General features: G+C 43.0%; 18 protein-coding genes, 9 tRNA genes, 5 rRNA genes and 1 other annotated feature (1 of these 33 cut by a window edge). All 32 genes read right to left on the reverse strand.

Annotated features, from left to right (window positions below):
• Positions 1–132: 132 nt before the first annotated feature.
• On the reverse strand, positions 133–315 hold the full coding sequence (gene secE / locus RCG25_RS25600) for a preprotein translocase subunit SecE (RefSeq protein ID WP_308081579.1): 183 nt from the start codon (positions 313–315) through the stop codon (positions 133–135).
• A 47-nt stretch (positions 316–362) separates the two neighbouring features.
• Positions 363–509 (reverse strand): 50S ribosomal protein L33, encoded by a 147-nt coding sequence (gene rpmG, locus RCG25_RS25605; RefSeq protein WP_308081580.1) that lies wholly within the window; start codon positions 507–509, stop codon positions 363–365.
• 117 nt (positions 510–626) lie between these two features.
• Positions 627–1,277, reverse strand: a complete 651-nt coding sequence (gene sigH / locus RCG25_RS25610; protein ID WP_374121018.1) for an RNA polymerase sporulation sigma factor SigH — start codon at positions 1,275–1,277, stop codon at positions 627–629.
• A gap of 69 nt (positions 1,278–1,346) precedes the next feature.
• Complete coding sequence (locus RCG25_RS25615) at positions 1,347–1,856, reverse strand: NYN domain-containing protein (protein ID WP_308081582.1); 510 nt, start codon at positions 1,854–1,856, stop codon at positions 1,347–1,349.
• Positions 1,857–1,859: 3 nt separating this feature from the next.
• Positions 1,860–2,603: a 23S rRNA (guanosine(2251)-2'-O)-methyltransferase RlmB gene (rlmB, locus tag RCG25_RS25620; RefSeq protein ID WP_308081583.1), complete on the reverse strand. Its 744-nt coding sequence runs from the start codon at positions 2,601–2,603 to the stop codon at positions 1,860–1,862.
• Positions 2,600–3,025, reverse strand: a complete 426-nt coding sequence (locus RCG25_RS25625) for a Mini-ribonuclease 3 (RefSeq protein ID WP_308081584.1) — start codon at positions 3,023–3,025, stop codon at positions 2,600–2,602. Before RCG25_RS25625 ends, rlmB begins: the two co-directional genes overlap by 4 nt.
• Positions 3,026–3,028: 3 nt before the next feature.
• Positions 3,029–4,426 carry a cysteine--tRNA ligase gene (gene cysS / locus RCG25_RS25630; protein ID WP_308081585.1) on the reverse strand — a complete coding sequence of 466 codons (1,398 nt, stop codon included), beginning with the start codon at positions 4,424–4,426 and terminating at the stop codon, positions 3,029–3,031.
• Positions 4,407–5,081, reverse strand: coding sequence for a serine O-acetyltransferase (gene cysE, locus RCG25_RS25635; protein WP_308081586.1), 675 nt, complete (start codon positions 5,079–5,081; stop codon positions 4,407–4,409). The genes cysS and cysE overlap by 20 nt, the downstream gene beginning before the upstream one ends.
• Before the next feature lie 63 nt (positions 5,082–5,144).
• Positions 5,145–5,411 (reverse strand) — a binding site (T-box leader).
• 47 nt (positions 5,412–5,458) lie between these two features.
• Positions 5,459–6,916: a glutamate--tRNA ligase gene (gene gltX / locus RCG25_RS25640; RefSeq protein ID WP_308081587.1), complete on the reverse strand. Its 1,458-nt coding sequence runs from the start codon at positions 6,914–6,916 to the stop codon at positions 5,459–5,461.
• A gap of 75 nt (positions 6,917–6,991) precedes the next feature.
• Positions 6,992–7,474 carry a 2-C-methyl-D-erythritol 2,4-cyclodiphosphate synthase gene (gene ispF / locus RCG25_RS25645; RefSeq protein ID WP_308081588.1) on the reverse strand — a complete coding sequence of 161 codons (483 nt, stop codon included), beginning with the start codon at positions 7,472–7,474 and terminating at the stop codon, positions 6,992–6,994.
• Positions 7,475–8,167, reverse strand: coding sequence for a 2-C-methyl-D-erythritol 4-phosphate cytidylyltransferase (gene ispD, locus RCG25_RS25650; protein ID WP_308081589.1), 693 nt, complete (start codon positions 8,165–8,167; stop codon positions 7,475–7,477).
• A gap of 22 nt (positions 8,168–8,189) precedes the next feature.
• Entirely contained in the window at positions 8,190–9,278 is a 1,089-nt protein-coding gene (locus RCG25_RS25655) for a PIN/TRAM domain-containing protein (protein ID WP_308081590.1), read from the reverse strand.
• A 196-nt stretch (positions 9,279–9,474) separates the two neighbouring features.
• The gene (gene disA / locus RCG25_RS25660) at positions 9,475–10,548 is read right to left on the reverse strand and encodes a DNA integrity scanning diadenylate cyclase DisA (RefSeq protein WP_308081591.1); all 1,074 of its coding nucleotides are present in this window, start codon (positions 10,546–10,548) and stop codon (positions 9,475–9,477) included.
• A gap of 3 nt (positions 10,549–10,551) precedes the next feature.
• Positions 10,552–11,934 (reverse strand): DNA repair protein RadA, encoded by a 1,383-nt coding sequence (gene radA, locus RCG25_RS25665; RefSeq protein WP_308081592.1) that lies wholly within the window; start codon positions 11,932–11,934, stop codon positions 10,552–10,554.
• Between the two features lie 119 nt (positions 11,935–12,053).
• Positions 12,054–14,495, reverse strand: coding sequence for an ATP-dependent protease ATP-binding subunit ClpC (gene clpC / locus RCG25_RS25670; protein WP_308081593.1), 2,442 nt, complete (start codon positions 14,493–14,495; stop codon positions 12,054–12,056).
• Between the two features lie 17 nt (positions 14,496–14,512).
• Entirely contained in the window at positions 14,513–15,583 is a 1,071-nt protein-coding gene (locus RCG25_RS25675; protein ID WP_308081594.1) for a protein-arginine kinase McsB, read from the reverse strand.
• Position 15,584: 1 nt separating this feature from the next.
• The gene (locus RCG25_RS25680) at positions 15,585–16,130 is read right to left on the reverse strand and encodes a protein-arginine kinase activator protein McsA (protein ID WP_308081595.1); all 546 of its coding nucleotides are present in this window, start codon (positions 16,128–16,130) and stop codon (positions 15,585–15,587) included.
• Between the two features lie 25 nt (positions 16,131–16,155).
• Positions 16,156–16,617: a CtsR family transcriptional regulator gene (locus RCG25_RS25685; protein ID WP_308081596.1), complete on the reverse strand. Its 462-nt coding sequence runs from the start codon at positions 16,615–16,617 to the stop codon at positions 16,156–16,158.
• Between the two features lie 242 nt (positions 16,618–16,859).
• A 5S ribosomal RNA gene (gene rrf / locus RCG25_RS25690) occupies positions 16,860–16,976 on the reverse strand.
• Between the two features lie 80 nt (positions 16,977–17,056).
• A 23S ribosomal RNA gene (locus RCG25_RS25695) occupies positions 17,057–19,989 on the reverse strand.
• A 208-nt stretch (positions 19,990–20,197) separates the two neighbouring features.
• Positions 20,198–21,734: ribosomal RNA gene (locus tag RCG25_RS25700) — 16S ribosomal RNA — on the reverse strand.
• 160 nt (positions 21,735–21,894) lie between these two features.
• Positions 21,895–21,970: transfer RNA gene (locus tag RCG25_RS25705), tRNA-Ala, on the reverse strand.
• A 10-nt stretch (positions 21,971–21,980) separates the two neighbouring features.
• Positions 21,981–22,057 (reverse strand) — tRNA-Pro (locus RCG25_RS25710).
• A 6-nt stretch (positions 22,058–22,063) separates the two neighbouring features.
• Positions 22,064–22,137 (reverse strand) — tRNA-Arg (locus RCG25_RS25715).
• 22 nt (positions 22,138–22,159) lie between these two features.
• Positions 22,160–22,248: transfer RNA gene (locus tag RCG25_RS25720), tRNA-Leu, on the reverse strand.
• A gap of 8 nt (positions 22,249–22,256) precedes the next feature.
• A tRNA-Gly gene (locus RCG25_RS25725) sits at positions 22,257–22,328 on the reverse strand.
• Between the two features lie 13 nt (positions 22,329–22,341).
• Positions 22,342–22,426: transfer RNA gene (locus tag RCG25_RS25730), tRNA-Leu, on the reverse strand.
• Between the two features lie 14 nt (positions 22,427–22,440).
• Positions 22,441–22,516 (reverse strand) — tRNA-Lys (locus RCG25_RS25735).
• A gap of 144 nt (positions 22,517–22,660) precedes the next feature.
• Positions 22,661–22,733, reverse strand: a tRNA-Thr gene (locus tag RCG25_RS25740).
• A 22-nt stretch (positions 22,734–22,755) separates the two neighbouring features.
• A tRNA-Val gene (locus tag RCG25_RS25745) sits at positions 22,756–22,831 on the reverse strand.
• A gap of 13 nt (positions 22,832–22,844) precedes the next feature.
• Positions 22,845–22,961 (reverse strand): 5S ribosomal RNA (gene rrf, locus RCG25_RS25750).
• Between the two features lie 80 nt (positions 22,962–23,041).
• Positions 23,042–23,271, reverse strand: a 23S ribosomal RNA gene (locus tag RCG25_RS25755) (it continues 2,704 nt past the right edge of the window).
• The 16S, 23S and 5S rRNA genes sit together here with 9 tRNA genes alongside, the layout of an rRNA operon.

Genomic DNA, 23,271 nt, shown 5'->3' on the forward strand with positions numbered 1-23,271 from the left:
GGACTAGACGTCCGTCCCTCCCTATTTCTAAAAGATAAAAACTATTTTTTAAGCAAATAAAAAACCCGTCAAAACGGGTTTTTAGCTAAAATTTCCTTTGATGTTTACCATTATACCATGAAAGTTGGTTTATTATTCAAGAATTAAGCGAATCAATTTTGAAATTCCTAAATCAAGAACAGCAAAGAATGCTGCGAAAAAAACAACAGTAGATAAAACGGTAACAGTAGAACGAGTCAGCTCACTGCGCTTTGGCCAGCTAACTTTTCTCATTTCGCGTAAAACATCACTGAAGAACTTGGTTATGCGTTGCATATCTGTAACCCCCAAAATCTAAAAATAACTGCAATGATCTATCTAAATTATTTTGTTTCCCTGTGGATTGTATGGGTGGCGCAGGTTTTACAGAATTTTTTCAATTCTAATCTTTCTGTTTGCTCCTGCTTGCTGATGGTCGAATAATTCCGAGAGCCACAATCAGCACATGCAAGAATTACTTTTTTACTCATATTCGACACCTTCAAACAAATTTCTTTTACATCCTCCAAAATGTAACATGACCCCTCATTAAAGTCAATAACATCGGGAACGGATTCACAAGAACGCCATTTCCTCTTTTTGTTAATTTATAGAGAGAATTCACGAATTTCTAAATAACGTTCCAGTTTTCGTTTCACGCGTTGTAGAGCGTTATCAATGGATTTTACGTGACGATTTAGCTCTTCAGAAATCTCCTGATAGGATTGGCCGTCTAAATAAAGTGCCAGTACCTTTCTTTCTAAATCGCTTAATAATTCAGTCATTTTAATCTCTATGTGATCAAATTCTTCTTGATTAATAAACAATTCCTCAGGGTCCAATACCTTTGTACCAGATAAGACATCCATCAGCGTGCGATCAGACTCTTCATCATAGATAGGCTTGTCCAGAGATACATAAGAGTTTAACGGAATGTGTTTCTGCCTGGTTGCGGTCTTAATGGCTGTAATAATCTGACGTGTGATACACAGCTCAGCAAATGCTTTAAAGGAGGTAAGCTTGTCCTCACGGAAGTCACGAATGGCCTTATACAGCCCGATCATGCCTTCTTGGACAATATCTTCCTTGTCCGCTCCAATTAAAAAATAGGATCTTGCTTTTGCACGTACAAAATTACGATACTTATGGATTAAATAATCCAACGCTTCACTATCACCTTGGTGCACTAAATCGACTATTTCCTCATCTTCCATTACGAAAAAATGTTCGTTGACCTTTGTCCCGAAGTCCGTACTCAAGTAGATCCCCTCCACCGAACAAGCATAGATACTAATATTATACATTAGAAAATTTTTGAAGTCTATCGCTCATTTCTGTCCTCTGCGCCATTTTTCAAAAATTTCTGCTAGTTCATCACTAATCGGTATTTTGGTTACGGGTTTTTTTTCTTGAATCTTCTTTACTTTCTTCTCAATTCCCTTTTCTATCGATGACATTTCTATCAGCAGTTCCCGAGCGGATTTTCTTAAGGCACCTTGTCCAAAAATGGCCCATTGCTCTGTGAAATCGGATGTTGCCACATGGATTTGCGTCCTTCGATTATTCAGACTAATAGCCATTTTTTCAATCCGCTCATCTGCCGTTTCATTTTCTTTTGTAAAAATCACTTCTACCTTGTGATTGTTATACTTTTTTTCTGTTCCTTGAACATAATGGGCATCAAATACAACAATGACGCGAAAACCAGAGAACGCTTGATATTCGGCCATTCTTTCCACCAAGCGATCCCGTGCAGCAGGTAGATCCCGATCCTTCAATTTCCTAAGCTCTGGCCATGCTCCGATAATGTTATATCCGTCGACAAGCAGGATATCCATAAACTACCTCTCGAGAGGATGTCGTTTTCGATATACCTCATACATAAGCAAAGAGGCAGCTACAGAAGCATTTAAAGACGTTACTTTTCCTGCCATTGGCAAATTAATGAGAAAATCGCATTTATCCCGGATCAATCGACCCATACCTTTTCCTTCGCTTCCAATAACTAAGCCGAGAGGGAGTGTGCCATCCAACTGACGATAATCAGATTCTCCCTTCGCATCGGTTCCAGCAATCCACAATCCTCGTTCCTTTAATTCATCAATCGTACGTGCCATGTTCGTTATACGTACCACTGGTATATATTCAATTGCTCCGGTGGAAGCTTTGGCCACGGTCGCTGTTAAGCCTACAGCCCTGCGCTTTGGAATAATAATCCCGTGGGCACCTACCGCATCTGCTGTCCGCATAATTGATCCGAGATTATGAGGATCCTCAATTTCATCCAACAATAAAAAGAAAGGCGTTTCATTCTTCTTTTCTGCTGCCGCAAACAAATCATCGATTTCAGCATATTGATAGGCTGCTACATAGGCTAAAACTCCCTGATGATTTTCATCCGATATTTGGTCGATTTTTTTCTTTGGTACAAACTGAACAAGCACATTAGCTTCTTTTGCTAATTGGGTAATTTGCTGCATTTGACCGCGCTGTGACCCTTCAGCAATTAATATTTTATTAATATCCCTTTCCGACTTTAGGGCTTCTATGACTGGATTTTTTCCAACGATGTATTCCTGGCTCATTCAAAAGTACCTCCTTTCTGTTCTTCTACATAGGAAAATGCTCTTTTAATTAACTCTTCTAACCGCTCATTATAACCTTGTAAAAATAAATATCCCATTAATGCTTCGAAGGCCGTGCTGTATCGATACGTTTGAACATCTGTGTTTTTGGGAACAGTGCCTGATTTCGCATTTCTGCCGCGCATAACTACGGCCAATTCCTCCTCAGTAAGGAGCTGGTCATTCATCATTTGAAAGAGAATATGACACTGAGCCTTCGCCGATACGTATTTGGTTCCAGCACGGTGTAAGTGATTCGGTCTTACCTTCCCACTATAGAGAAGGTGACGTCTAACATACGTTTCAAAGACCGCATCCCCCATGTAGGCAAGTGCAAGGCTATTTAATTGTTTGGCGTCAACTGTTTCTTCATAGTCAAGCATGCATTAGCCCCTTTTCCATCTGGTTCCTTGTGGCGTGTCCTCTAGAATAATATTCATTTCCTTCAGCTGGTCTCTAATTTGATCTGATAATTGGAAATTACGATCCTTCCTTGCCTGGTTTCTCTTTTCAATCAGCGCATCGATTTCTGCGTCCAGTAATTCTTCACTTTCTAGAGTTAGCCCTAATACTTGGAATAATTCTTGGAATTGAGCTGTAAATGCATCAATTACTGCTACCGATGTATTTTTCTCTAAAAGATAATAATTTGCAAGTTTGGAGAGATCAAACAATACAGAAATGGCTTTTGCTGTGTTAAAGTCATCATCCATTGCCTCAATAAATTGCTCTTTTGCTGAAGCAATCTTATCGAGCCACTCTTGATTATTATCAGTTAAATCCGTGCTTGCTTCTCTACGGTGCTGCAAGTTTTGATAAGAAGTTGTTAACCGTTCAAATGCCGCTTTCGTGCTCTCCAATAATTCTTCACTGTAGTTGATTGGGTTGCGATAGTGAACCGATAACATAAAAAATCTTAACACTTGTGGATTATGCTTCTTAATAATGTCATGTACTAGTACGAAGTTACCAAGTGATTTTGACATTTTTTCATTATCGATATTGATATAGCCGTTGTGCATCCAGTACCGTGAGAATAACTTTCCAGAAAGTGCTTCTGATTGAGCAATTTCATTTTCATGATGCGGGAAGGTTAAGTCCTGTCCGCCAGCATGAATGTCAATCGTTTCACCGAGATACTTTTTGGCCATTGCTGAGCATTCAATATGCCAGCCTGGTCTGCCAAGTCCCCATGGACTTTCCCAGAAGATTTCTCCTTCCTTCGCCGCTTTCCATAATGCAAAGTCTAAATCATCTTGTTTTTTATCCCCGACTTCAATCCTAGCACCCACTCGTAACTCATCAATGGATTGATGAGAGAGCTTGCCATAATCATTAAAGCTTCTGGTACGGAAGTAAACATCCCCTTCGGATTCATATGCATAGCCTTTTTCAATTAATTGGTCGATGAATTCAATAATAATGTCCATATTTTCCATCACACGTGGATGAACATCTGCTTTATGGCATCCTAAGGCTGTTACATCTTCAAAATAAGCGTTAATAAACCGGTCCGCAATCGTCGGTACATCTTCCCCTAATTGATTAGCCGCACGAATCAGTTTGTCATCTACATCTGTAAAATTAGAAACGTATTGAACATCGTAACTGCGATATTCTAAATAGCGTCTTACCGTATCAAAAACAATCGCCGGGCGTGCATTTCCTATATGGATATAATTATAAACGGTCGGACCGCATACATACATTTTCACTTTTCCTTCTTCTAGCGGTACAAATGTTTCTTTTTTCCGAGACAAGGTATTATAAATTTGAATGGCCATTTACTTCAATCCTTTCTTTTCTTAATCCTTCTAATTCCTGTTTCAATTGTGTTAGCTCGCTTTCCATTTCCTTTAGACGATCAGCAATTGGATCCGGGAGGTCACAGTGGTTTAAATCTTTATTCTTATTAATTCTCTTTCCATCCTGAATAACCACTCTTCCAGGTACTCCAACGACTGTGGAATTCGGTGGTACTTCTTTTAAAACAACAGACCCTGCACCAATCTTTGAATTTTCTCCGATTGTTATGGAACCAAGAACCTTTGCACCTGTTGCAATGAGCGCATAATCTTTAATCGTAGGATGCCGCTTCCCTTTCTCTTTACCCGTTCCACCTAGGGTAACACCTTGAAACACCGTTACGTTATCACCAATTTCACATGTTTCTCCGATTACTACACCCATACCGTGGTCAATGAAAAATCTTCTCCCGATTTTTGCTCCAGGGTGAATTTCAATTCCGGTAAAAAATCGGCTCACTTGGGATATAACCCTGGCAATGAAAAATAACTTTCGCTTAAAAAAAGCGTGTGCAAGTCGATGAGCCCAAATGGCATGTAAGCCAGAGTAGGTTAAAATTACTTCTAAATAACTTCTTGCTGCAGGATCTTGTTCAAAAACAACCTCAATATCTTCTTTCATCATTTTGAACATTGCCATTCCTCCCCCTTATTTTAGCTTATTGCTAATAAAATAAAAAAGCGCCCCTGTCATAACGACAGAGACGCTTGTGCGTGGTTCCACTCTGATTAGGCAGTTAGCTTTATACATTCTTCCTTTTTCTATATGAGAAAAATGGTAGAGCTAAGATGCCTCACTCTTACTTGTTAACGGATGGTTCCGCCCATATCTACTAGAGTTGACTCTTTCGATACGGGGCTCGGAGGGGCACTTCAAAAAATGAGGGGCCTAAACCACTTTCAGCCGGTGATGGTTTTCTCTTTAAAGCATCATTTTTTTACTTTTCCTCTTCTACGCTTTTGAAATTATTAAATTATTTATACTTACTATATTACATTTTTATCTCAATGTTAACCAATAATTTGATTAATTCTCATTTGGACCTTTTGTTTTCCTAAAAGCTCAATCGCTTGAGGAAGATCTGGTCCATGTGTCTGCCCTGTTACAGCTGCACGGATCGGCATAAAAAGATTTTTTCCTTTTTGACCTGTAGACTTTTGTACAGCTTTCATCGCTGACTTTATGCCTTCGGCTTTAAAGTTTTCTAATTGATCCAGCTCAGCGGAAAATGCCTTTAATACTTCAGGAACTGTTTCTCCTGTTAGAATTTCCTTCGCATCTTCTTCGTATTCAGCCTCGTCTTTAAAGAACATGTCTGAAAGTTCAACAACTTCAGCACCAAAGCTCATTTTTTCCTGTAGAAGTGCAATTAGTCCCCTTACCCATTCATGCTGTTCATCAGTCATACTTTCACTTATACGACCAGCTTTGATTAAGTGCGGCAAGGATAGTTCGACTACTCTGTCTAACTCTACTTTTTTCATGTATTGATTGTTCATCCAAGTAAGCTTTTGCTTATCAAATAATGCTGGTGACTTAGAAAGTCGATCCGCATCAAATATTTCAATAAACTCTTCTTTAGAATATAACTCTTCTTCACCAGCCGGTGACCAGCCAAGTAAAGTGATAAAGTTAAATAGTGCTTCTGGAAGATACCCTAATTCCTCATATTGCTCAATGAACTGAATAATGGATTCATCACGTTTGCTTAGCTTTTTACGGCTTTCATTCACAATTAATGTCATGTGTCCAAAGACCGGAGGCTCCCAGCCAAGTGCCTCATATACCATTAACTGTTTTGGCGTATTAGAAATATGATCGTCACCACGTAGTACGTGTGAAATCTTCATGAGGTAATCGTCGATTGTTACCGCAAAGTTATAGGTCGGAGTGCCATCCTTTTTAATGATTACCCAATCACCCATTCCCTCTGATTCAAAGGAAACCGTACCTTTTACCATATCGTCAAAAGTGTAGGTTTTTCCCTCAGGAACAGCAATTCGTATGCTTGGCTTGCGGCCTTCACTCTCTAAACGTTCACGGTCCTCTGGAGTTAAATGGCGGCACTTACCGGAATAATGAGGAGTTTCTCCTCTTTCTGTTTGTGCCTCACGCTCTGTCTCCAACTCATCTTCAGTACAATAACATTTATAAGCATGGCCGTTCTCTAGTAATTGCTTGTAATAAGTTTCATAAATATCATTTCTTTCTGATTGACGATAAGGGCCGTATTCTCCACCGACATCGACACTTTCATCCCAATCCATGCCAAGCCATTTTAAATATTTAAGCTGGCTTTCTTCTCCACCCTCTATATTCCGCTTTTTATCCGTATCTTCAATCCGGATAATAAATTTCCCTTGCTTGCTGCGTGCAAACAAATAATTGAATAATGCGGTACGGGCATTTCCAATATGTAAATGTCCAGTAGGACTTGGAGCATATCTTACACGAACTTCGTTTGACATTTGTACATGGCCTCCGTGCTCAATTAATATAGTTTCAATTGACTATTTTATCACTGTATAGGATTTCAATAAAGACTATTCATTTACCTTCTTCAATAAAACTACAGCTTGTGAGGCAATCCCTTCTCCTCTGCCGGTAAAGCCTAGCTTTTCAGTTGTCGTTGCCTTTACATTGACTTGCTCTGGTGAGGCTTCTAACAATTCAGCAATCCGTTCACGCATTTGCTCAATATAAGGAGCCATTTTCGGTTTTTGAGCGATAATTGTGCAATCTGCATTCACAAGCTCGTACCCTTTGTCTTTTACAAGCTTCCAAACATGTGCCATCAGCTTGGCTGAGTCTGCATCCTTGAAATTAGGATCTGTATCAGGAAAATGCTTACCAATATCTCCTTCCCCAATTGCGCCAAGGCAGGCATCGGAAACAGTATGTAATAATACATCTGCATCTGAATGACCTAAAAGGCCCTTTTCATATGGAATGGTAATTCCCCCTATGATTAGCGGTCGTCCTTCTGTTAATTGGTGGACATCAAATCCCTGGCCAATTCGAAACATTTAACAAAACTCCTTTTCTCTCTTTTTCAGTATCGCCTCAGCGAAGAATAAATCCTCTGGTGTAGTTAGTTTAATATTGTCGTAATCACCTTCTACCATAGCAACCGGTTGATGTAATCGTTCAACTAAACTCGCATCATCTGTTCCAACAAAGGCATCTATTTTTGCTTTTTCGTATGCCTCTTGCAATATCGAAATACGAAAAGCTTGTGGGGTTTGTACAGCCCACAAGCTTGAACGTTCGACGGTTTCCACTATGACACCCTCTTGTACCTTTTTCATGGTGTCTTTAGCTGGTACTCCAATAATCGCCGCCCCTGTTTCATGCGCCTTTTCAGTTAAACGTTGGATTTGCACTTTTTGAATAAAGGGACGTGCAGCATCATGAACAAGAATAATTCCATCGTTTTTGACTGTTTGGAGGGCATTATAAATGCTATGCTGACGTTCCTCTCCACCTGGCACCAAGTTGATTACCTTCGTTACGTTATACTTATTTAGTAATCCTCTACATTCCTTTTCATCCTGGGGGTGAATAGCTATGATCATCCCCGTGCAAGCTTCATCCTCTTCAAATACCTTTAAAGTATGGATGAGCACTGGTACTCCATTAAGCTCTAATAAAAGCTTATTTTTCCCTGCTCCCATTCTTTTTCCCTGACCTGCAGCCGGGATAATGACTTGGTAAGTCATAGAAAAACCCCACTCTACTTTTCTATAGCGCTTTTTCTAACAATTTCGGTTTGGCGAAGATCATACGGCCGGCAGAGGTTTGAAGCACACTTGTTACGAGAACTTCGATTCTCTTTCCAATATATTCTCTTCCTTCTTCCACTACAATCATCGTTCCATCGTCTAAATAAGCAACGCCCTGGTGATATTCCTTACCGTCCTTGATCACCTGAACTGTCAACTCTTCACCTGGAAGAACAACCGGTTTCACTGCGTTTGCTAAATCGTTGATATTTAAAACAGTCACGTTCTGTAATTCACACACTTTATTAAGATTAAAATCATTTGTAACTAGAATACCATTTGTTAATTTCGCTAGTTTCACTAGTTTTGAGTCTACTTCACTTATTTCTTCAAAATCTCCCTCGTATATTTCAACTTTAATGGCGAGTTCTTTTTGAATTCGGTTTAAAATATCCAAGCCTCGTCTACCACGGTTTCGTTTAAGAACATCAGAAGAATCAGCAATATGCTGTAATTCCTCGAGTACGAACTGAGGAATGACAATCGTCCCTTCTAAAAATCCAGTCTGGCAAATATCAGCTACCCGGCCATCAATAATGACGCTTGTATCTAATATTTTTAATGCCTTTCCAGCTGCCTTTTCTGCTTCTTCATCGCCCGCCTTTTTCTTATGACCACGGTTTCCAAACAGCCCTAATAGCTCATCCCGTTTCTTAAAGCCTACTTGGAATCCAAGGTAGCCAAACAATAAGGTTAACAAAATAGGAGCAACCGCATTTAAGATTGGCACTTGAACAGCATTTAGCGCAAAGCCAACTAAGAAGGCAACAAATAACCCAAAAATAAGGCCCAAACTACCAAAAAGGACATCCGTCACAGGAACTTTTACTAACGAATCTTCCGCCCATTTAATAAAATTAAAGACGTAATCTACTGCCCAAAAGGTAATAAGATAAAAAATAATAGCCCCTAACATAGCAATAACATAAGAGTTATTAATTACTGGAATGTCATTTATATGAAGAAGTCTGAACAATTCCGGTAATAACAATATTCCTAGCGTACCTCCCATAATGAGGAAGCATGCCTGCACAATACGTTTTAACATTCCTTCACCTCCTCTAATTCATTATAAACATTTTCTTAAAATTGAAACGTTAATTTGATGATTATTTTTCCAAAATGTAAATCGTTTGAAATATATTCGTTATTAGAAAGGAATAATGATTACTTCCCATAGGTTAGCACTGGAAAAATCCATTGTCAAACAATTGGAAATCCCTACTCCCACTCTATATATATCCTTATAGATGGCGATCGGTATATAGGCGATCTTTGACTAATTTAAACCCTTCTTTAATTTTTTTAGCCCGAACTTCCCCAATCCCTTCCACTTCATCTAGCTCTTCTACTGTTGCCATCATAATTTTAGATAGCTCCCCAAAGCTGCTAATCAAGTTTTCAATAATGATGGACGGCAGTCTCGGAATTTTATGAAGGATGCGATAGCCACGCGGTTTCTTATTTTCTTCCAAATGAACATAACCATGGTAGCCCATTAATTTTAATAAAACCGTATCCTCGATATTTCCACTGGCAGTCAATACCTGCATTCTCTGCAAAACTTCACGTGCCTTAATATCCCGTTCAAATGCGTAATCTTTGATAATTAAGAGTGTTTCTTCTTCTAATTCCATTAATATTTCATTCATCTGTAATCGAATGAGCCGTCCTTCTGTTCCAAGTTCATGCAGAAAGGATAATAGTTCATTTTTTATCTTTAACACCATTTCAAACCGATGAAGAACAAGCAAGAAATCGTTATATGTAACCGACTCCTCAAATTCAAGAATACTTAGGTTTGTTATACTCTGCTCCAGCACTACCTTATACTTTTCTAGCGTCTGAATCGCTTGGTTTGCTTTTGTTAAGATGACGGAGATATCTTTTAACGAATAGCGGAAATTCCCTTGGTAAAGGGTAATGACATTTCTTCTTTGTGAAATGGCAATGACAAGTGTTTTCGTTTGTCTAGCTACTCGTTCAGCCGTACGATGCCGCATGCCTGTTTCGGTCGAGGATATTTCTGAATTGGGGGCAAGCTGGGCATTAGCAAAAAGAATCTTATTTCCTAATTCATTTAAAATAATTGCACCATCCATTTTTGCTAACTCATATAAAAAGCTTGGTGAAAAGGGACAATTAATCTCAAAACCTCCATCGACAATACTTTTCACCTTGTCATTGTATCCCACGACAATCAGCCCGCCTGTATTTGCTCTTAGAACATTCTCAATCCCCTCGCGAATAGGTGTCCCTGGTGCAATAAACTGTAATACCTCATTTATTGATTGTTCACCAAGCTTTTTATTTTCCATCTGCTACCCTCCCAACGCTGCTTTGAGTGCCTCACTAACGGAAGATACGCCTATTAGTTGAACTCCCTCTGGTGCCTTCCAGCCTCCTAAATTGTTTGCAGGTAAAATCACTCGTTCAAAACCTAATTTTGCAGCTTCTTGAACGCGCTGCTCAATTCTTGAAACCCTTCTTACTTCACCCGTTAGTCCGACCTCGCCAATAATACAGTCAGTCGGTTTTGTTGGCTTATCTCTAAAACTGGAAGCAATACTAACCGCAACAGCTAAATCGATCGCAGGTTCATCTAATTTGACGCCCCCTGCAACTTTTAAATAGGCATCCTGATTCTGCAAAAGCATACCCACTCTCTTTTCTAAAACCGCCATTAACAGTGGTACACGGTTATGGTCAATACCCGTTGCCATTCTTCGCGGGTTACCAAAGCTAGTTGGTGAAATTAACGCTTGTATTTCAACTAACACCGGCCGTGTCCCTTCCATCGAGGCTACTACGGTCGAACCTGCCGCTCCACGGGAACGTTCTTCCAAAAAAATTTCCGATGGGTTCTCTACTTCATCGAGGCCAAATTCCTTCATTTCAAAGATACCCATTTCATTGGTTGAGCCAAAGCGATTCTTCACAGCCCGTAAAATCCGATAGGTGTGATGTCTTTCCCCTTCAAAATAAAGAACAGTATCCACCATGTGCTCTAACAGCCTAGGCCCCGCAATAGACCCTTCCTTTGTCACATGACCCACGATAAAAATAGCAATCCCTTTGGTTTTACCAATTCTCATTAATTCAGAGGTACATTCACGAACCTGAGATACACTACCTGGTGCTGATGTTACATCTGGATGGAAAATGGTTTGGATTGAGTCAATAATAACAAAGCTAGGATTTGTACTTTCAATGGTGCGGTTAATTTCATCAAGATTGGTCTCTGAGTATACAAATAAGTTTTCAGATGCAATACCTAATCGTTCTGCACGGAGCTTTGTCTGCCTCATTGACTCCTCACCAGATATGTATAATACCTGATTCCCTTTTTTAGCTAACTGCGAAGAAACTTGCAGCAAGAGGGTCGATTTTCCGATTCCCGGGTCTCCCCCTATTAAAACCAATGAACCCTTAACCACTCCACCGCCAAGTACACGATTCAGCTCATTTAAGTCAGTTAATATTCTCGGTTCATTTTCCATCTCAATAGATGTAATAGGCATTGGTTTGGTTAAGATATTTGAACCGCTTGGAGAATGGGCAAACGCTCCTCTTCTTGTTGTACCCGTTACTTCAACCTCTTCAACCATCGAATTCCATTGTCCGCAGCCTGGACATTTTCCCATCCACTTGGGAGACTCATATCCGCACTCCTGACACATAAACTTTGTTTTTCGTTTTGCCATCGATTTCTTCTACCTTTCCATATATCCCAAAAATGAAAAAAGAGGTACACGGTTGGACTTTATTCACGTGTACCTCTGCTTGACCATATCAAACTAAATGATTCAGTGATGGAAATGGTCTATTTTACTAAACTAGTTTTTTCAGCCATTCTTACGACAAACTCACCATCAACTACATCAATTATAGCATGCTGACCTGTTAATAAGGTGCCTTTTAACAGCTCTTCAGAAAGACGGTCTTCAATATGCTTTTGAATCGCTCTGCGTAACGGTCTTGCACCATATTCTGGGTCATACCCTTCTTGGGAAATTTTCCCCCTTGCGGCAGCTGTTAATTCTAATGAAATATTTTGTTCATTTAGACGCTTAATTAATTGATCAGATAGCAATGTAACGATCTCATCCAAATGCTTCTTCTCTAACGCATGGAAAACAATGATTTCATCAATCCGGTTCAAGAATTCAGGACGGAAGGCTTTCTTTAGCTCTTCCATTACTTTCCCCTTCATGTCTTTGTAATCATGCTCGCCATCCTGGATATTAAAGCCCACATACTTGTTTCGCTTCAGGGCTTCCGCACCAACGTTGGATGTCATAATGAGAACTGTATTTCTGAAATCCACTGTTCTTCCTTTTGAATCTGTTAAACGGCCATCTTCAAGGACTTGAAGGAGAATATTAAACACATCTGGATGTGCCTTTTCAATCTCATCAAGCAGAATAACAGAGTATGGTTTCCGGCGGACCTTTTCCGTTAATTGACCGCCTTCCTCATAGCCGACATATCCTGGAGGGGAACCTACAAGTCTAGAGGTAGAGTGCTTCTCCATATATTCAGACATATCGATCCGAATCATCGCATCCTCGTCACCAAACATCGCCTCAGCAAGGGCACGCGCCAATTCCGTTTTACCCACTCCAGTAGGTCCAAGGAAAACAAAGGAACCAATAGGGCGCTTTGGATCTTTTAATCCGGCTCTAGCACGACGTACCGCTTTTGAAACAGCAATGACTGCTTCCTCTTGGCCAATGACACGGGAATGCAGTAATTCCTCTAAATTAAGTAACTTAGCTGTTTCTGTTTCTGCAAGCTTAGAGACAGGTACTCCCGTCCAGCTTGATACCACAGTTGCAATATCCTCTACTGTTACTTCATTGTTTTCTTTTCCTTGCTTTTCCTTCCACGTCTTCTTCGTTTCTTCTAACTGTTCGCGAAGACGCTGCTCTGTATCTCTTAGTGACGCAGCCTTTTCAAACTCCTGGCTTTGTACTGCCGCATCTTTTTCCTTACGTACTTCATCGAGCTTGACCTCTAATTCTTTTAAATTTGGAGGTGTCGTATAGGAACGGAGTCGTACCTTCGAGCCAGCTTCGTCGATTAAATCAATCGCCTTATCAGGCAGGAATCGGTCGGAAATATAACGGTCAGAAAGCTTAACTGCTGCTTCAATTGCTTCATCCGTAATCGAAACACGGTGGTGAGCCTCATATCGGTCACGCAAGCCTTGTAAAATTTGAACAGATTCTTCAGCAGTTGGCTCATCCACACGAATCGGCTGGAATCGGCGTTCTAGTGCAGCATCTTTTTCAATGTACTTTCGATATTCATCAAGCGTGGTCGCTCCGATACACTGAAGTTCGCCGCGTGCAAGCGATGGCTTTAAAATATTGGATGCATCAATCGCACCTTCTGCGCCTCCTGCCCCAATTAATGTGTGGAGCTCATCAATAAACAAGATGATATTCCCTGCTTGGCGGATTTCATCCATAACTTTTTTCAAACGGTCTTCAAATTCTCCGCGGTATTTGGTTCCGGCAACAACCGTTCCCATGTCTAGTGTCATTACACGCTTATCTCGAAGAATTTCAGGTACCTCATTGTTTACAATTTGCTGGGCAAGACCTTCAGCAATCGCTGTTTTACCCACTCCTGGTTCACCAATTAATACTGGATTGTTCTTTGTCCGGCGGCTAAGAACTTCAATGACACGCTGTATTTCTTTACTCCGGCCAATAACAGGATCCAGGCTGCCTTCACGGGCAATGGAGGTTAAATCTCGAGCAAGGCTATCGAGTGTTGGTGTATTAGCACTAACAGATGCTCCGCCCTGATGTCCCCCAGATTCATTACTTCCTAATAATTGAAGAACCTGCTGACGTGCTTTGTTTAAGCTTACACCCAAATTATTAAGTACTCGAGCAGCTACTCCTTCTCCTTCACGAATCAATCCCAGAAGGATATGCTCTGTACCCACATAAGAATGTCCTAGCTTTCTTGCCTCATCCATCGATAATTCAATGACCTTTTTCGCTCTAGGTGTATAGTGAATCGTTTGAGAAGCTTCTTGTCCTTTGCCAATTAAAGTTTCTACTTCCTTCTGAATTTTATCAGAACCCAATCCAAGACCATAAAGTGCTTTTGCTGCAATTCCTTCACCTTCTCGAACTAAGCCTAACAAAATATGTTCTGTTCCAATATTGTTGTGTCCAAGACGAATCGCTTCCTCTTGTGCTAATGCAAGAACCTTTTGTGCTCTTTCAGTAAAACGGCCGAACATCATATTCTCTTCCTCCTCACCTATTTTTGCTGTTCCATTTTAAGTCGTTCTCTAATTAAAGCTGCTCTCCTAATATCCCTTTCATGAGGTCTTAAAGGACCTCCGGCATATTGCTGGAGAAAACCTGGCTGTGTTAAAATCATTAATTCATTTAATATGGTTTTAGGCATGTTATCAATAAGGCCCATATCTATTCCAAGCCGTACATCAGATAAACACCTTGCTGCTTCCTTCGTTTCAATAATACGACTATTCGTTAGAACCCCCAACGAGCGAAAGACTCTGTCTTCTAATTGTATGTTCGAAGTTTTCCGTAATGCTTCCCTCGCTGACCTTTCTTGTGAGATGAGTTGGCTTACAACCCCTTTTAAGTCACGGCAGATGTCTACTTCTGATTTTCCAAGAGTAATTTGATTAGAGATTTGAAAAATATTACCTAGAGCTTCACTTCCCTCACCATAAATTCCTCGTACAACCAGCCCTAATTGGTTGATTGCTGGGATAATTCGATTAATTTGCTGCGTAAGGATTAACCCTGGCAAATGCATCATCACGGATGCCCGGAGGCCAGTTCCAACATTGGTAGGACAGCTTGTTAAATAGCCATACTGTTCATCAAACGCATATTGAATATTACTTTCTAGCCAATCATCTATTTCATTAGCAGCATCCAATGCTTCTGATAGTTGCAAGCCTGGAAACAAGCATTGAATTCGGATATGATCCTCTTCATTTATCATTATACTAACTTCTTCATTTTCGGTTAAAAGAACTGCACCATATGGTGAATCCTCCGCCAGATTCGGACTAATTAAATGCTTTTCTACTAGTACTCGTTTTTGTAGAGGCTGCATACTGTCAACTTTCAACAGTTCCATCTGTCCGAACTTTTGTAAATCCGTCTTTTGAAAAATTTCCTCCAAATTTTCTATAATTCTTTTTGCTTCTTCATGTGAAAAAAGTGTTGGAAATTTATATGCGTCAAAGTTTCGGGCTAAGCGAATCCGTGAACTAAGGACTATATCCGAATCAGGTCCCTCTTCGCTCATCCAGGAACTAACTGCCTGATTAAGAAAACGTTCAAGCGACACGTTATTCCCCTCCCTCTTCACTTCCATTTAATTGTTTCTCTAATGTGCGAATCTCATCGCGGATCTCCGCCGCTTTCTCAAATTCCTCGTGGGAAATGGCGTTCCGTAAATCATGTTTTAATTCATCAATTTGCTTACGGAGAAAGATACTGCCGCCAATTCGTTTTGGAATTTTACCGTTATGTGTCCAGTTGCCACTATGCAACCTTCGTAATACAGGTTTTAGCTGTTCTTTAAATGTGTCATAGCAATACGCACATCCAAAGCGCCCAACTTTTAAAAACTGAGGAAATGTCATGGAGCAGTGTTCGCATTGAAGGATTTCTTCTTGATGGAAAGGGCTTTGATTGGATTTTTGATATGAATCAATATTGAGTAGGCCTGCTAATAAGTTATTAAAAGCAAATCCTGTTTCTCCACCAATCATAAACATTTCGCCCTTTTCCTGCGCACATTTTTCACAAAGATGCACTTCTGTTTTTTCGCCATTAATGATTTTTGTAAAATGAAGTGCTGCAGGCCTTTGATTACATTCTTGGCAAATCATCTTTTCACCTCTCCAGCAGCAAAAATTATTTATATTTTAATGATGTTAACATAGCTTTTAGCATTCTCGCACGCAATTCATCTCGGTATGGAAGATCAATATATAATACTGAACGGTCAATTACACTTAACATAATTTTAGCTTCCCGATTCGTAATAATCTCTTCCTGAACCAGTCGTAAAATGACATCCTCAGCACTTGTTTGGCTAATGTGCTTTTGAATAAGTGAGAGCAGTTGTTCAATTAAGTGGGCCAAATCATGGGATTGAACCTTCATAATTCTGATGTATCCACCCCCACCTCTCTTGCTTTCGACAATATAGCCTCTTTCTATGGTAAAACGAGTGTTTATAACGTAATTAATTTGTGAAGGAACACATTGAAATTTATCAGCGATTTCACTTCGTTTAATTTCAACAAGGTCTTCCTCACTCATTTCAAGGACTTGCTTTAAGTATTTTTCAATGATATCGGAGATGTTTCTCATCTTCCCACCCCCTATCTTTCTGACTTTGACTATCTTTGACTTTAATTATACTGAAAACTTTATGTAGATGCAACGATTCCCTACTAATGATTTTCCCCAAATCTCGCGGTTGCGAAACCTTTAATTGTTTAAAAAATTTCATGATTGGAGGTTTAGAATCTAGATAGTTTGGGTGTTGAGGGATATTATCTTTTAATGATATACAAAAAAAAGACAACCCATCAAAGGTTGTCTTTTTTTTTGCCTGGCAACGTCCTACTCTCACAGGGACTTTCGTCCCAACTACCATCGGCGCTGAGAAGCTTAACTTCCGTGTTCGGTATGGGAACGGGTGTGACCTTCTCGCCATAATTACCAGACTATTTTGTTAGAGAGATCGTTCTCTCAAAACTAGATAATGCAGAAGAAGTGTTTGTAAACTACGAGTTCGCTTTAAAAATTGGTTAAGTCCTCGAACGATTAGTATCAGTCAGCTCCACATGTTACCACGCTTCCACCTCTGACCTATCAACCTGATCATCTTTCAGGGTTCTTACTAGCTTGACGCTATGGGAAATCTCATCTTGAGGGGGGCTTCATGCTTAGATGCTTTCAGCACTTATCCCGTCCGCACATAGCTACCCAGCGATGCCTTTGGCAAGACAACTGGTACACCAGCGGTGCGTCCATCCCGGTCCTCTCGTACTAAGGACAGCTCCTCTCAAATTTCCTGCGCCCACGACGGATAGGGACCGAACTGTCTCACGACGTTCTGAACCCAGCTCGCGTACCGCTTTAATGGGCGAACAGCCCAACCCTTGGGACCGACTACAGCCCCAGGATGCGATGAGCCGACATCGAGGTGCCAAACCTCCCCGTCGATGTGGACTCTTGGGGAGATAAGCCTGTTATCCCCGGGGTAGCTTTTATCCGTTGAGCGATGGCCCTTCCATGCGGAACCACCGGATCACTAAGCCCGACTTTCGTCCCTGCTCGACTTGTAGGTCTCGCAGTCAAGCTCCCTTGTGCCTTTACACTCTACGAATGATTTCCAACCATTCTGAGGGAACCTTTGGGCGCCTCCGTTACTCTTTAGGAGGCGACCGCCCCAGTCAAACTGCCCACCTGACACTGTCTCCCACCCCGATAAGGGGTGCGGGTTAGAATTTCAATACAGCCAGGGTAGTATCCCACCGACGCCTCCACCGAAGCTAGCGCTCCGGCTTCTCAGGCTCCTACCTATCCTGTACAAGCTGTACCAAAATTCAATATCAGGCTACAGTAAAGCTCCACGGGGTCTTTCCGTCCTGTCGCGGGTAACCTGCATCTTCACAGGTACTATAATTTCACCGAGTCTCTCGTTGAGACAGTGCCCAGATCGTTACGCCTTTCGTGCGGGTCGGAACTTACCCGACAAGGAATTTCGCTACCTTAGGACCGTTATAGTTACGGCCGCCGTTTACTGGGGCTTCGATTCAGAGCTTCGCGTGAGCTAACCCCTCCTCTTAACCTTCCAGCACCGGGCAGGCGTCAGCCCCTATACTTCGCCTTGCGGCTTCGCAGAGACCTGTGTTTTTGCTAAACAGTCGCCTGGGCCTATTCACTGCGGCTCTTCGAGGCTATTCACCTCAAAAAGCACCCCTTCTCCCGAAGTTACGGGGTCATTTTGCCGAGTTCCTTAACGAGAGTTCTCTCGCTCACCTTAGGATTCTCTCCTCGCCTACCTGTGTCGGTTTGCGGTACGGGCACCTTTTATCTCGCTAGAGGCTTTTCTTGGCAGTGTGGAATCAGGAACTTCGGTACTAAATTTCCCTCGCTATCACAGCTCAGCCTTCACGGAAAGCGGATTTTCCTACTTTCCAGCCTAACTGCTTAGACGCGCATATCCAACAGCGCGCTTACCCTATCCTCCTGCGTCCCCCATCACTCAAACGATAAAGAGGTGGTACAGGAATATCAACCTGTTGTCCATCGCCTACGCCTTTCGGCCTCGGCTTAGGTCCCGACTAACCCTGAGCGGACGAGCCTTCCTCAGGAAACCTTAGGCATACGGTGGATGAGATTCTCACTCATCTTTCGCTACTCATACCGGCATTCTCACTTCTAAGCGCTCCACCAGTCCTTACGGTCTAGCTTCAACGCCCTTAGAACGCTCTCCTACCACTGACATCTAAGATGTCAATCCACAGCTTCGGTGTTACGTTTAGCCCCGGTACATTTTCGGCGCAGAGTCACTCGACCAGTGAGCTATTACGCACTCTTTAAATGGTGGCTGCTTCTAAGCCAACATCCTGGTTGTCTAAGCAACTCCACATCCTTTTCCACTTAACGTAAACTTTGGGACCTTAGCTGGTGGTCTGGGCTGTTTCCCTTTTGACTACGGATCTTATCACTCGCAGTCTGACTCCCACGGATAAGTCTTTGGCATTCGGAGTTTGTCTGAATTCGGTAACCCGATGAGGGCCCCTAGTCCAAACAGTGCTCTACCTCCAAGACTCTAACTACGTGAGGCTAGCCCTAAAGCTATTTCGGAGAGAACCAGCTATCTCCAAGTTCGATTGGAATTTCTCCGCTACCCACACCTCATCCCCGCACTTTTCAACGTGCGTGGGTTCGGGCCTCCATCCAGTGTTACCTGGACTTCACCCTGGACATGGGTAGATCACCTGGTTTCGGGTCTACGACCACATACTCAATCGCCCTATTCAGACTCGCTTTCGCTGCGGCTCCGTCTCTTCAACTTAACCTTGCATGGGATCGTAACTCGCCGGTTCATTCTACAAAAGGCACGCTATCACCCATTAACGGGCTCTAACTACTTGTAGGCACACGGTTTCAGGAACTATTTCACTCCCCTTCCGGGTGCTTTTCACCTTTCCCTCACGGTACTGGTTCACTATCGGTCACTAGGGAGTATTTAGCCTTGGGAGATGGTCCTCCCTGCTTCCGACCGGATTTCTCGTGTCCGGCCGTACTCAGGATCCACTCAGGAGGGAACGAAGTTTCGACTACAGGGTTTTTACCTTCTCTGACGGGCCTTTCCAGGCCGCTTCATCTACCCCGTTCCTTTGTAACTCCATGTTGAGTGTCCTACAACCCCAAGAGGCAAGCCTCTTGGTTTGGGCTATGTCCCGTTTCGCTCGCCGCTACTCAGGGAATCGCGTTTGCTTTCTCTTCCTCCGGGTACTTAGATGTTTCAGTTCCCCGGGTATGCCTTCAATACCCTATGTATTCAGGTAAAGATACTGTTCCATTACGAACAGTGGGTTCCCCCATTCGGAAATCTCCGGATCAAAGCTTACTTACAGCTCCCCGAAGCATATCGGTGTTAGTCCCGTCCTTCATCGGCTCCTAGTGCCAAGGCATTCACCGTGCGCCCTTTCTAACTTAACCTGAAAGGTTTGTTTCTCTTAATTAAATAAGAGAGAAAACTAAAATGGCGATTACTCGATGTATTTACTTGACTTCTTCATTACGATTATCTAGTTTTCAAAGAACGATTAAAAAAGCTTTGAGAGATTGCACTCTCAAAACTAAACAAACAAGAAACAATCAAACAAACATGTTTTGTCTGGCTCATACGTCCAGCTTATATCCTTAGAAAGGAGGTGATCCAGCCGCACCTTCCGATACGGCTACCTTGTTACGACTTCACCCCAATCATCTGTCCCACCTTAGGCGGCTGGCTCCTTACGGTTACCCCACCGACTTCGGGTGTTACAAACTCTCGTGGTGTGACGGGCGGTGTGTACAAGGCCCGGGAACGTATTCACCGCGGCATGCTGATCCGCGATTACTAGCGATTCCGGCTTCATGTAGGCGAGTTGCAGCCTACAATCCGAACTGAGAATGGTTTTATGGGATTGGCTAAACCTCGCGGTCTTGCAGCCCTTTGTACCATCCATTGTAGCACGTGTGTAGCCCAGGTCATAAGGGGCATGATGATTTGACGTCATCCCCACCTTCCTCCGGTTTGTCACCGGCAGTCACCTTAGAGTGCCCAACTGAATGCTGGCAACTAAGATCAAGGGTTGCGCTCGTTGCGGGACTTAACCCAACATCTCACGACACGAGCTGACGACAACCATGCACCACCTGTCACTCTGTCCCCCGAAGGGGAACGTCCTATCTCTAGGAGTGTCAGAGGATGTCAAGACCTGGTAAGGTTCTTCGCGTTGCTTCGAATTAAACCACATGCTCCACCGCTTGTGCGGGCCCCCGTCAATTCCTTTGAGTTTCAGCCTTGCGGCCGTACTCCCCAGGCGGAGTGCTTAATGCGTTAGCTGCAGCACTAAGGGGCGGAAACCCCCTAACACTTAGCACTCATCGTTTACGGCGTGGACTACCAGGGTATCTAATCCTGTTTGCTCCCCACGCTTTCGCGCCTCAGCGTCAGTTACAGACCAGAAAGCCGCCTTCGCCACTGGTGTTCCTCCACATCTCTACGCATTTCACCGCTACACGTGGAATTCCGCTTTCCTCTTCTGCACTCAAGTCCCCAGTTTCCAATGACCCTCCACGGTTGAGCCGTGGGCTTTCACATCAGACTTAAAGGACCGCCTGCGCGCGCTTTACGCCCAATAATTCCGGACAACGCTTGCCACCTACGTATTACCGCGGCTGCTGGCACGTAGTTAGCCGTGGCTTTCTGGTTAGGTACCGTCAAGGTACCGGCAGTTACTCCGGTACTTGTTCTTCCCTAACAACAGAGCTTTACGACCCGAAGGCCTTCATCGCTCACGCGGCGTTGCTCCATCAGACTTTCGTCCATTGTGGAAGATTCCCTACTGCTGCCTCCCGTAGGAGTCTGGGCCGTGTCTCAGTCCCAGTGTGGCCGATCACCCTCTCAGGTCGGCTACGCATCGTCGCCTTGGTGAGCCGTTACCTCACCAACTAGCTAATGCGCCGCGGGCCCATCTGTAAGTGACAGCCGAAACCGTCTTTCAGCTTTTCCTCATGAGAGGAAAAGGATTATCCGGTATTAGCTCCGGTTTCCCGAAGTTATCCCAGTCTTACAGGCAGGTTGCCCACGTGTTACTCACCCGTCCGCCGCTAACCACCGAAGTGGTTCGCTCGACTTGCATGTATTAGGCACGCCGCCAGCGTTCGTCCTGAGCCAGGATCAAACTCTCCAAGAAAGTTGATTAGCTCATTTTGTTACGTTGGCTTAGTTTCATAAGAAACTAATATTTTTGTTTGTTGACGTTCTGTTTGTTTAGTTTTCAAAGAACAATTGTCTCATGTGCGACTTTTATATAGTATCAAATAATATATATATTGTCAACACATTAATTTATTTGGTGGAGCCTAGCGGGATCGAACCGCTGACCTCCTGCGTGCAAGGCAGGCGCTCTCCCAGCTGAGCTAAGGCCCCGAAATATTAATGGTCGGGAAGACAGGATTCGAACCTGCGACCCCTTGGTCCCAAACCAAGTGCTCTACCAAGCTGAGCTACTTCCCGTTAAAGTGCGCCCTGAGAGATTCGAACTCCCGACCTTTTGATTCGTAGTCAAACACTCTATCCAGCTGAGCTAAGGGCGCATATGAATTTAATAAACTTAAATGGTGCCGAGGACCGGAATCGAACCGGTACGGTAGTCACCTACCGCAGGATTTTAAGTCCTGTGCGTCTGCCAGTTCCGCCACCCCGGCAACAAGAGAGCGGAAGACGGGATTCGAACCCGCGACCCCCACCTTGGCAAGGTGGTGTTCTACCACTGAACTACTTCCGCATATGAATTTAAATGGTGCGGGTGAAGGGAGTCGAACCCCCACGCCTTGCGGCGCCAGATCCTAAGTCTGGTGCGTCTGCCAATTCCGCCACACCCGCATATTCATTTAAAATGGTGAGCCATGAAGGACTCGAACCTTCGACCCTCTGATTAAAAGTCAGATGCTCTACCAACTGAGCTAATGGCTCATACTAAGATGATTTCCTACAAATAAATTGTGGTAAGTCAGATGCTCAAAAGAACTCACGTTCTTTCTCGCAGATTGCCCGCAGAAGCTGATTCGAAGAAGTTCGCAATCTGCTCTACCAACTGAGCTAATGGCTCGAAAAAGGTGCCGGCGAGAGGACTTGAACCCCCAACCTACTGATTACAAGTCAGTTGCTCTACCAATTGAGCTACCCCGGCATAGGTTTAGTTTAAAAGTATATGGTGGAGGATGACGGGATCGAACCGCCGACCCTCTGCTTGTAAGGCAGATGCTCTCCCAGCTGAGCTAATCCTCCGTAAATATATATAGCCTGGCAACGTCCTACTCTCACAGGGACTTTCGTCCCAACTACCATCGGCGCTGAGAAGCTTAACTTCCGTGTTCGGTATGGGAACGGGTGTGACCTTCTCGCCATAATTACCAGACTATTTTGTTAGAGAGATCGTTCTCTCAAAACTAGATAATGCAGAAGAAGTGTTTGTAAACTACGAGTTCGCTTTAAAAATTGGTTAAGTCCTCGAACGATTAGTATCAGTCAGCTCCACATGTTACCACGCTTCCACCTCTGACCTATCAACCTGATCATCTTTCAGGGTTCTTACTAGCTTGACGCTATGGGAAATCTCATCTTGAGGGGGGCTTCATGCTTAGATGCTTTCAGCACTTATCCCGTCCGCACATAGCTACCCAGCGATGCCTTTGGCAAGACAACTGGTACACCAGCGGTGCGTCCAT

The organism is Neobacillus sp. PS2-9 (assembly GCF_030915525.1).
Taxonomy (GTDB): domain Bacteria; phylum Bacillota; class Bacilli; order Bacillales; family Cytobacillaceae; genus Neobacillus.

Bases quoted from the DNA above. Each gene is read 5' to 3' on its own strand.
- RCG25_RS25615 (WP_308081582.1), bottom strand. From the start codon at position 1,856: ATGGATATCCTGCTTGTCGACGGATATAACATTATCGGAGCATGGCCA.
- ispF (WP_308081588.1), bottom strand. From the start codon at position 7,474: ATGTTTCGAATTGGCCAGGGATTTGATGTCCACCAATTAACAGAAGGA.
- radA (WP_308081592.1), bottom strand. From the start codon at position 11,934: ATGGCAAAACGAAAAACAAAGTTTATGTGTCAGGAGTGCGGATATGAG.
- RCG25_RS25655 (WP_308081590.1), bottom strand. From the start codon at position 9,278: ATGTTAAAACGTATTGTGCAGGCATGCTTCCTCATTATGGGAGGTACG.
- RCG25_RS25680 (WP_308081595.1), bottom strand. From the start codon at position 16,130: ATGATTTGCCAAGAATGTAATCAAAGGCCTGCAGCACTTCATTTTACA.
- RCG25_RS25625 (WP_308081584.1), bottom strand. From the start codon at position 3,025: ATGCTTGACTATGAAGAAACAGTTGACGCCAAACAATTAAATAGCCTT.
- rpmG (WP_308081580.1), bottom strand. From the start codon at position 509: ATGAGTAAAAAAGTAATTCTTGCATGTGCTGATTGTGGCTCTCGGAAT.
- rlmB (WP_308081583.1), bottom strand. From the start codon at position 2,603: ATGAGCCAGGAATACATCGTTGGAAAAAATCCAGTCATAGAAGCCCTA.
- cysE (WP_308081586.1), bottom strand. From the start codon at position 5,081: ATGTTCAAAATGATGAAAGAAGATATTGAGGTTGTTTTTGAACAAGAT.
- ispD (WP_308081589.1), bottom strand. From the start codon at position 8,167: ATGACTTACCAAGTCATTATCCCGGCTGCAGGTCAGGGAAAAAGAATG.
- disA (WP_308081591.1), bottom strand. From the start codon at position 10,548: ATGGAAAATAAAAAGCTTGGTGAACAATCAATAAATGAGGTATTACAG.
- cysS (WP_308081585.1), bottom strand. From the start codon at position 4,426: ATGGCCATTCAAATTTATAATACCTTGTCTCGGAAAAAAGAAACATTT.
- clpC (WP_308081593.1), bottom strand. From the start codon at position 14,495: ATGATGTTCGGCCGTTTTACTGAAAGAGCACAAAAGGTTCTTGCATTA.
- gltX (WP_308081587.1), bottom strand. From the start codon at position 6,916: ATGTCAAACGAAGTTCGTGTAAGATATGCTCCAAGTCCTACTGGACAT.
- RCG25_RS25685 (WP_308081596.1), bottom strand. From the start codon at position 16,617: ATGAGAAACATCTCCGATATCATTGAAAAATACTTAAAGCAAGTCCTT.
- secE (WP_308081579.1), bottom strand. From the start codon at position 315: ATGCAACGCATAACCAAGTTCTTCAGTGATGTTTTACGCGAAATGAGA.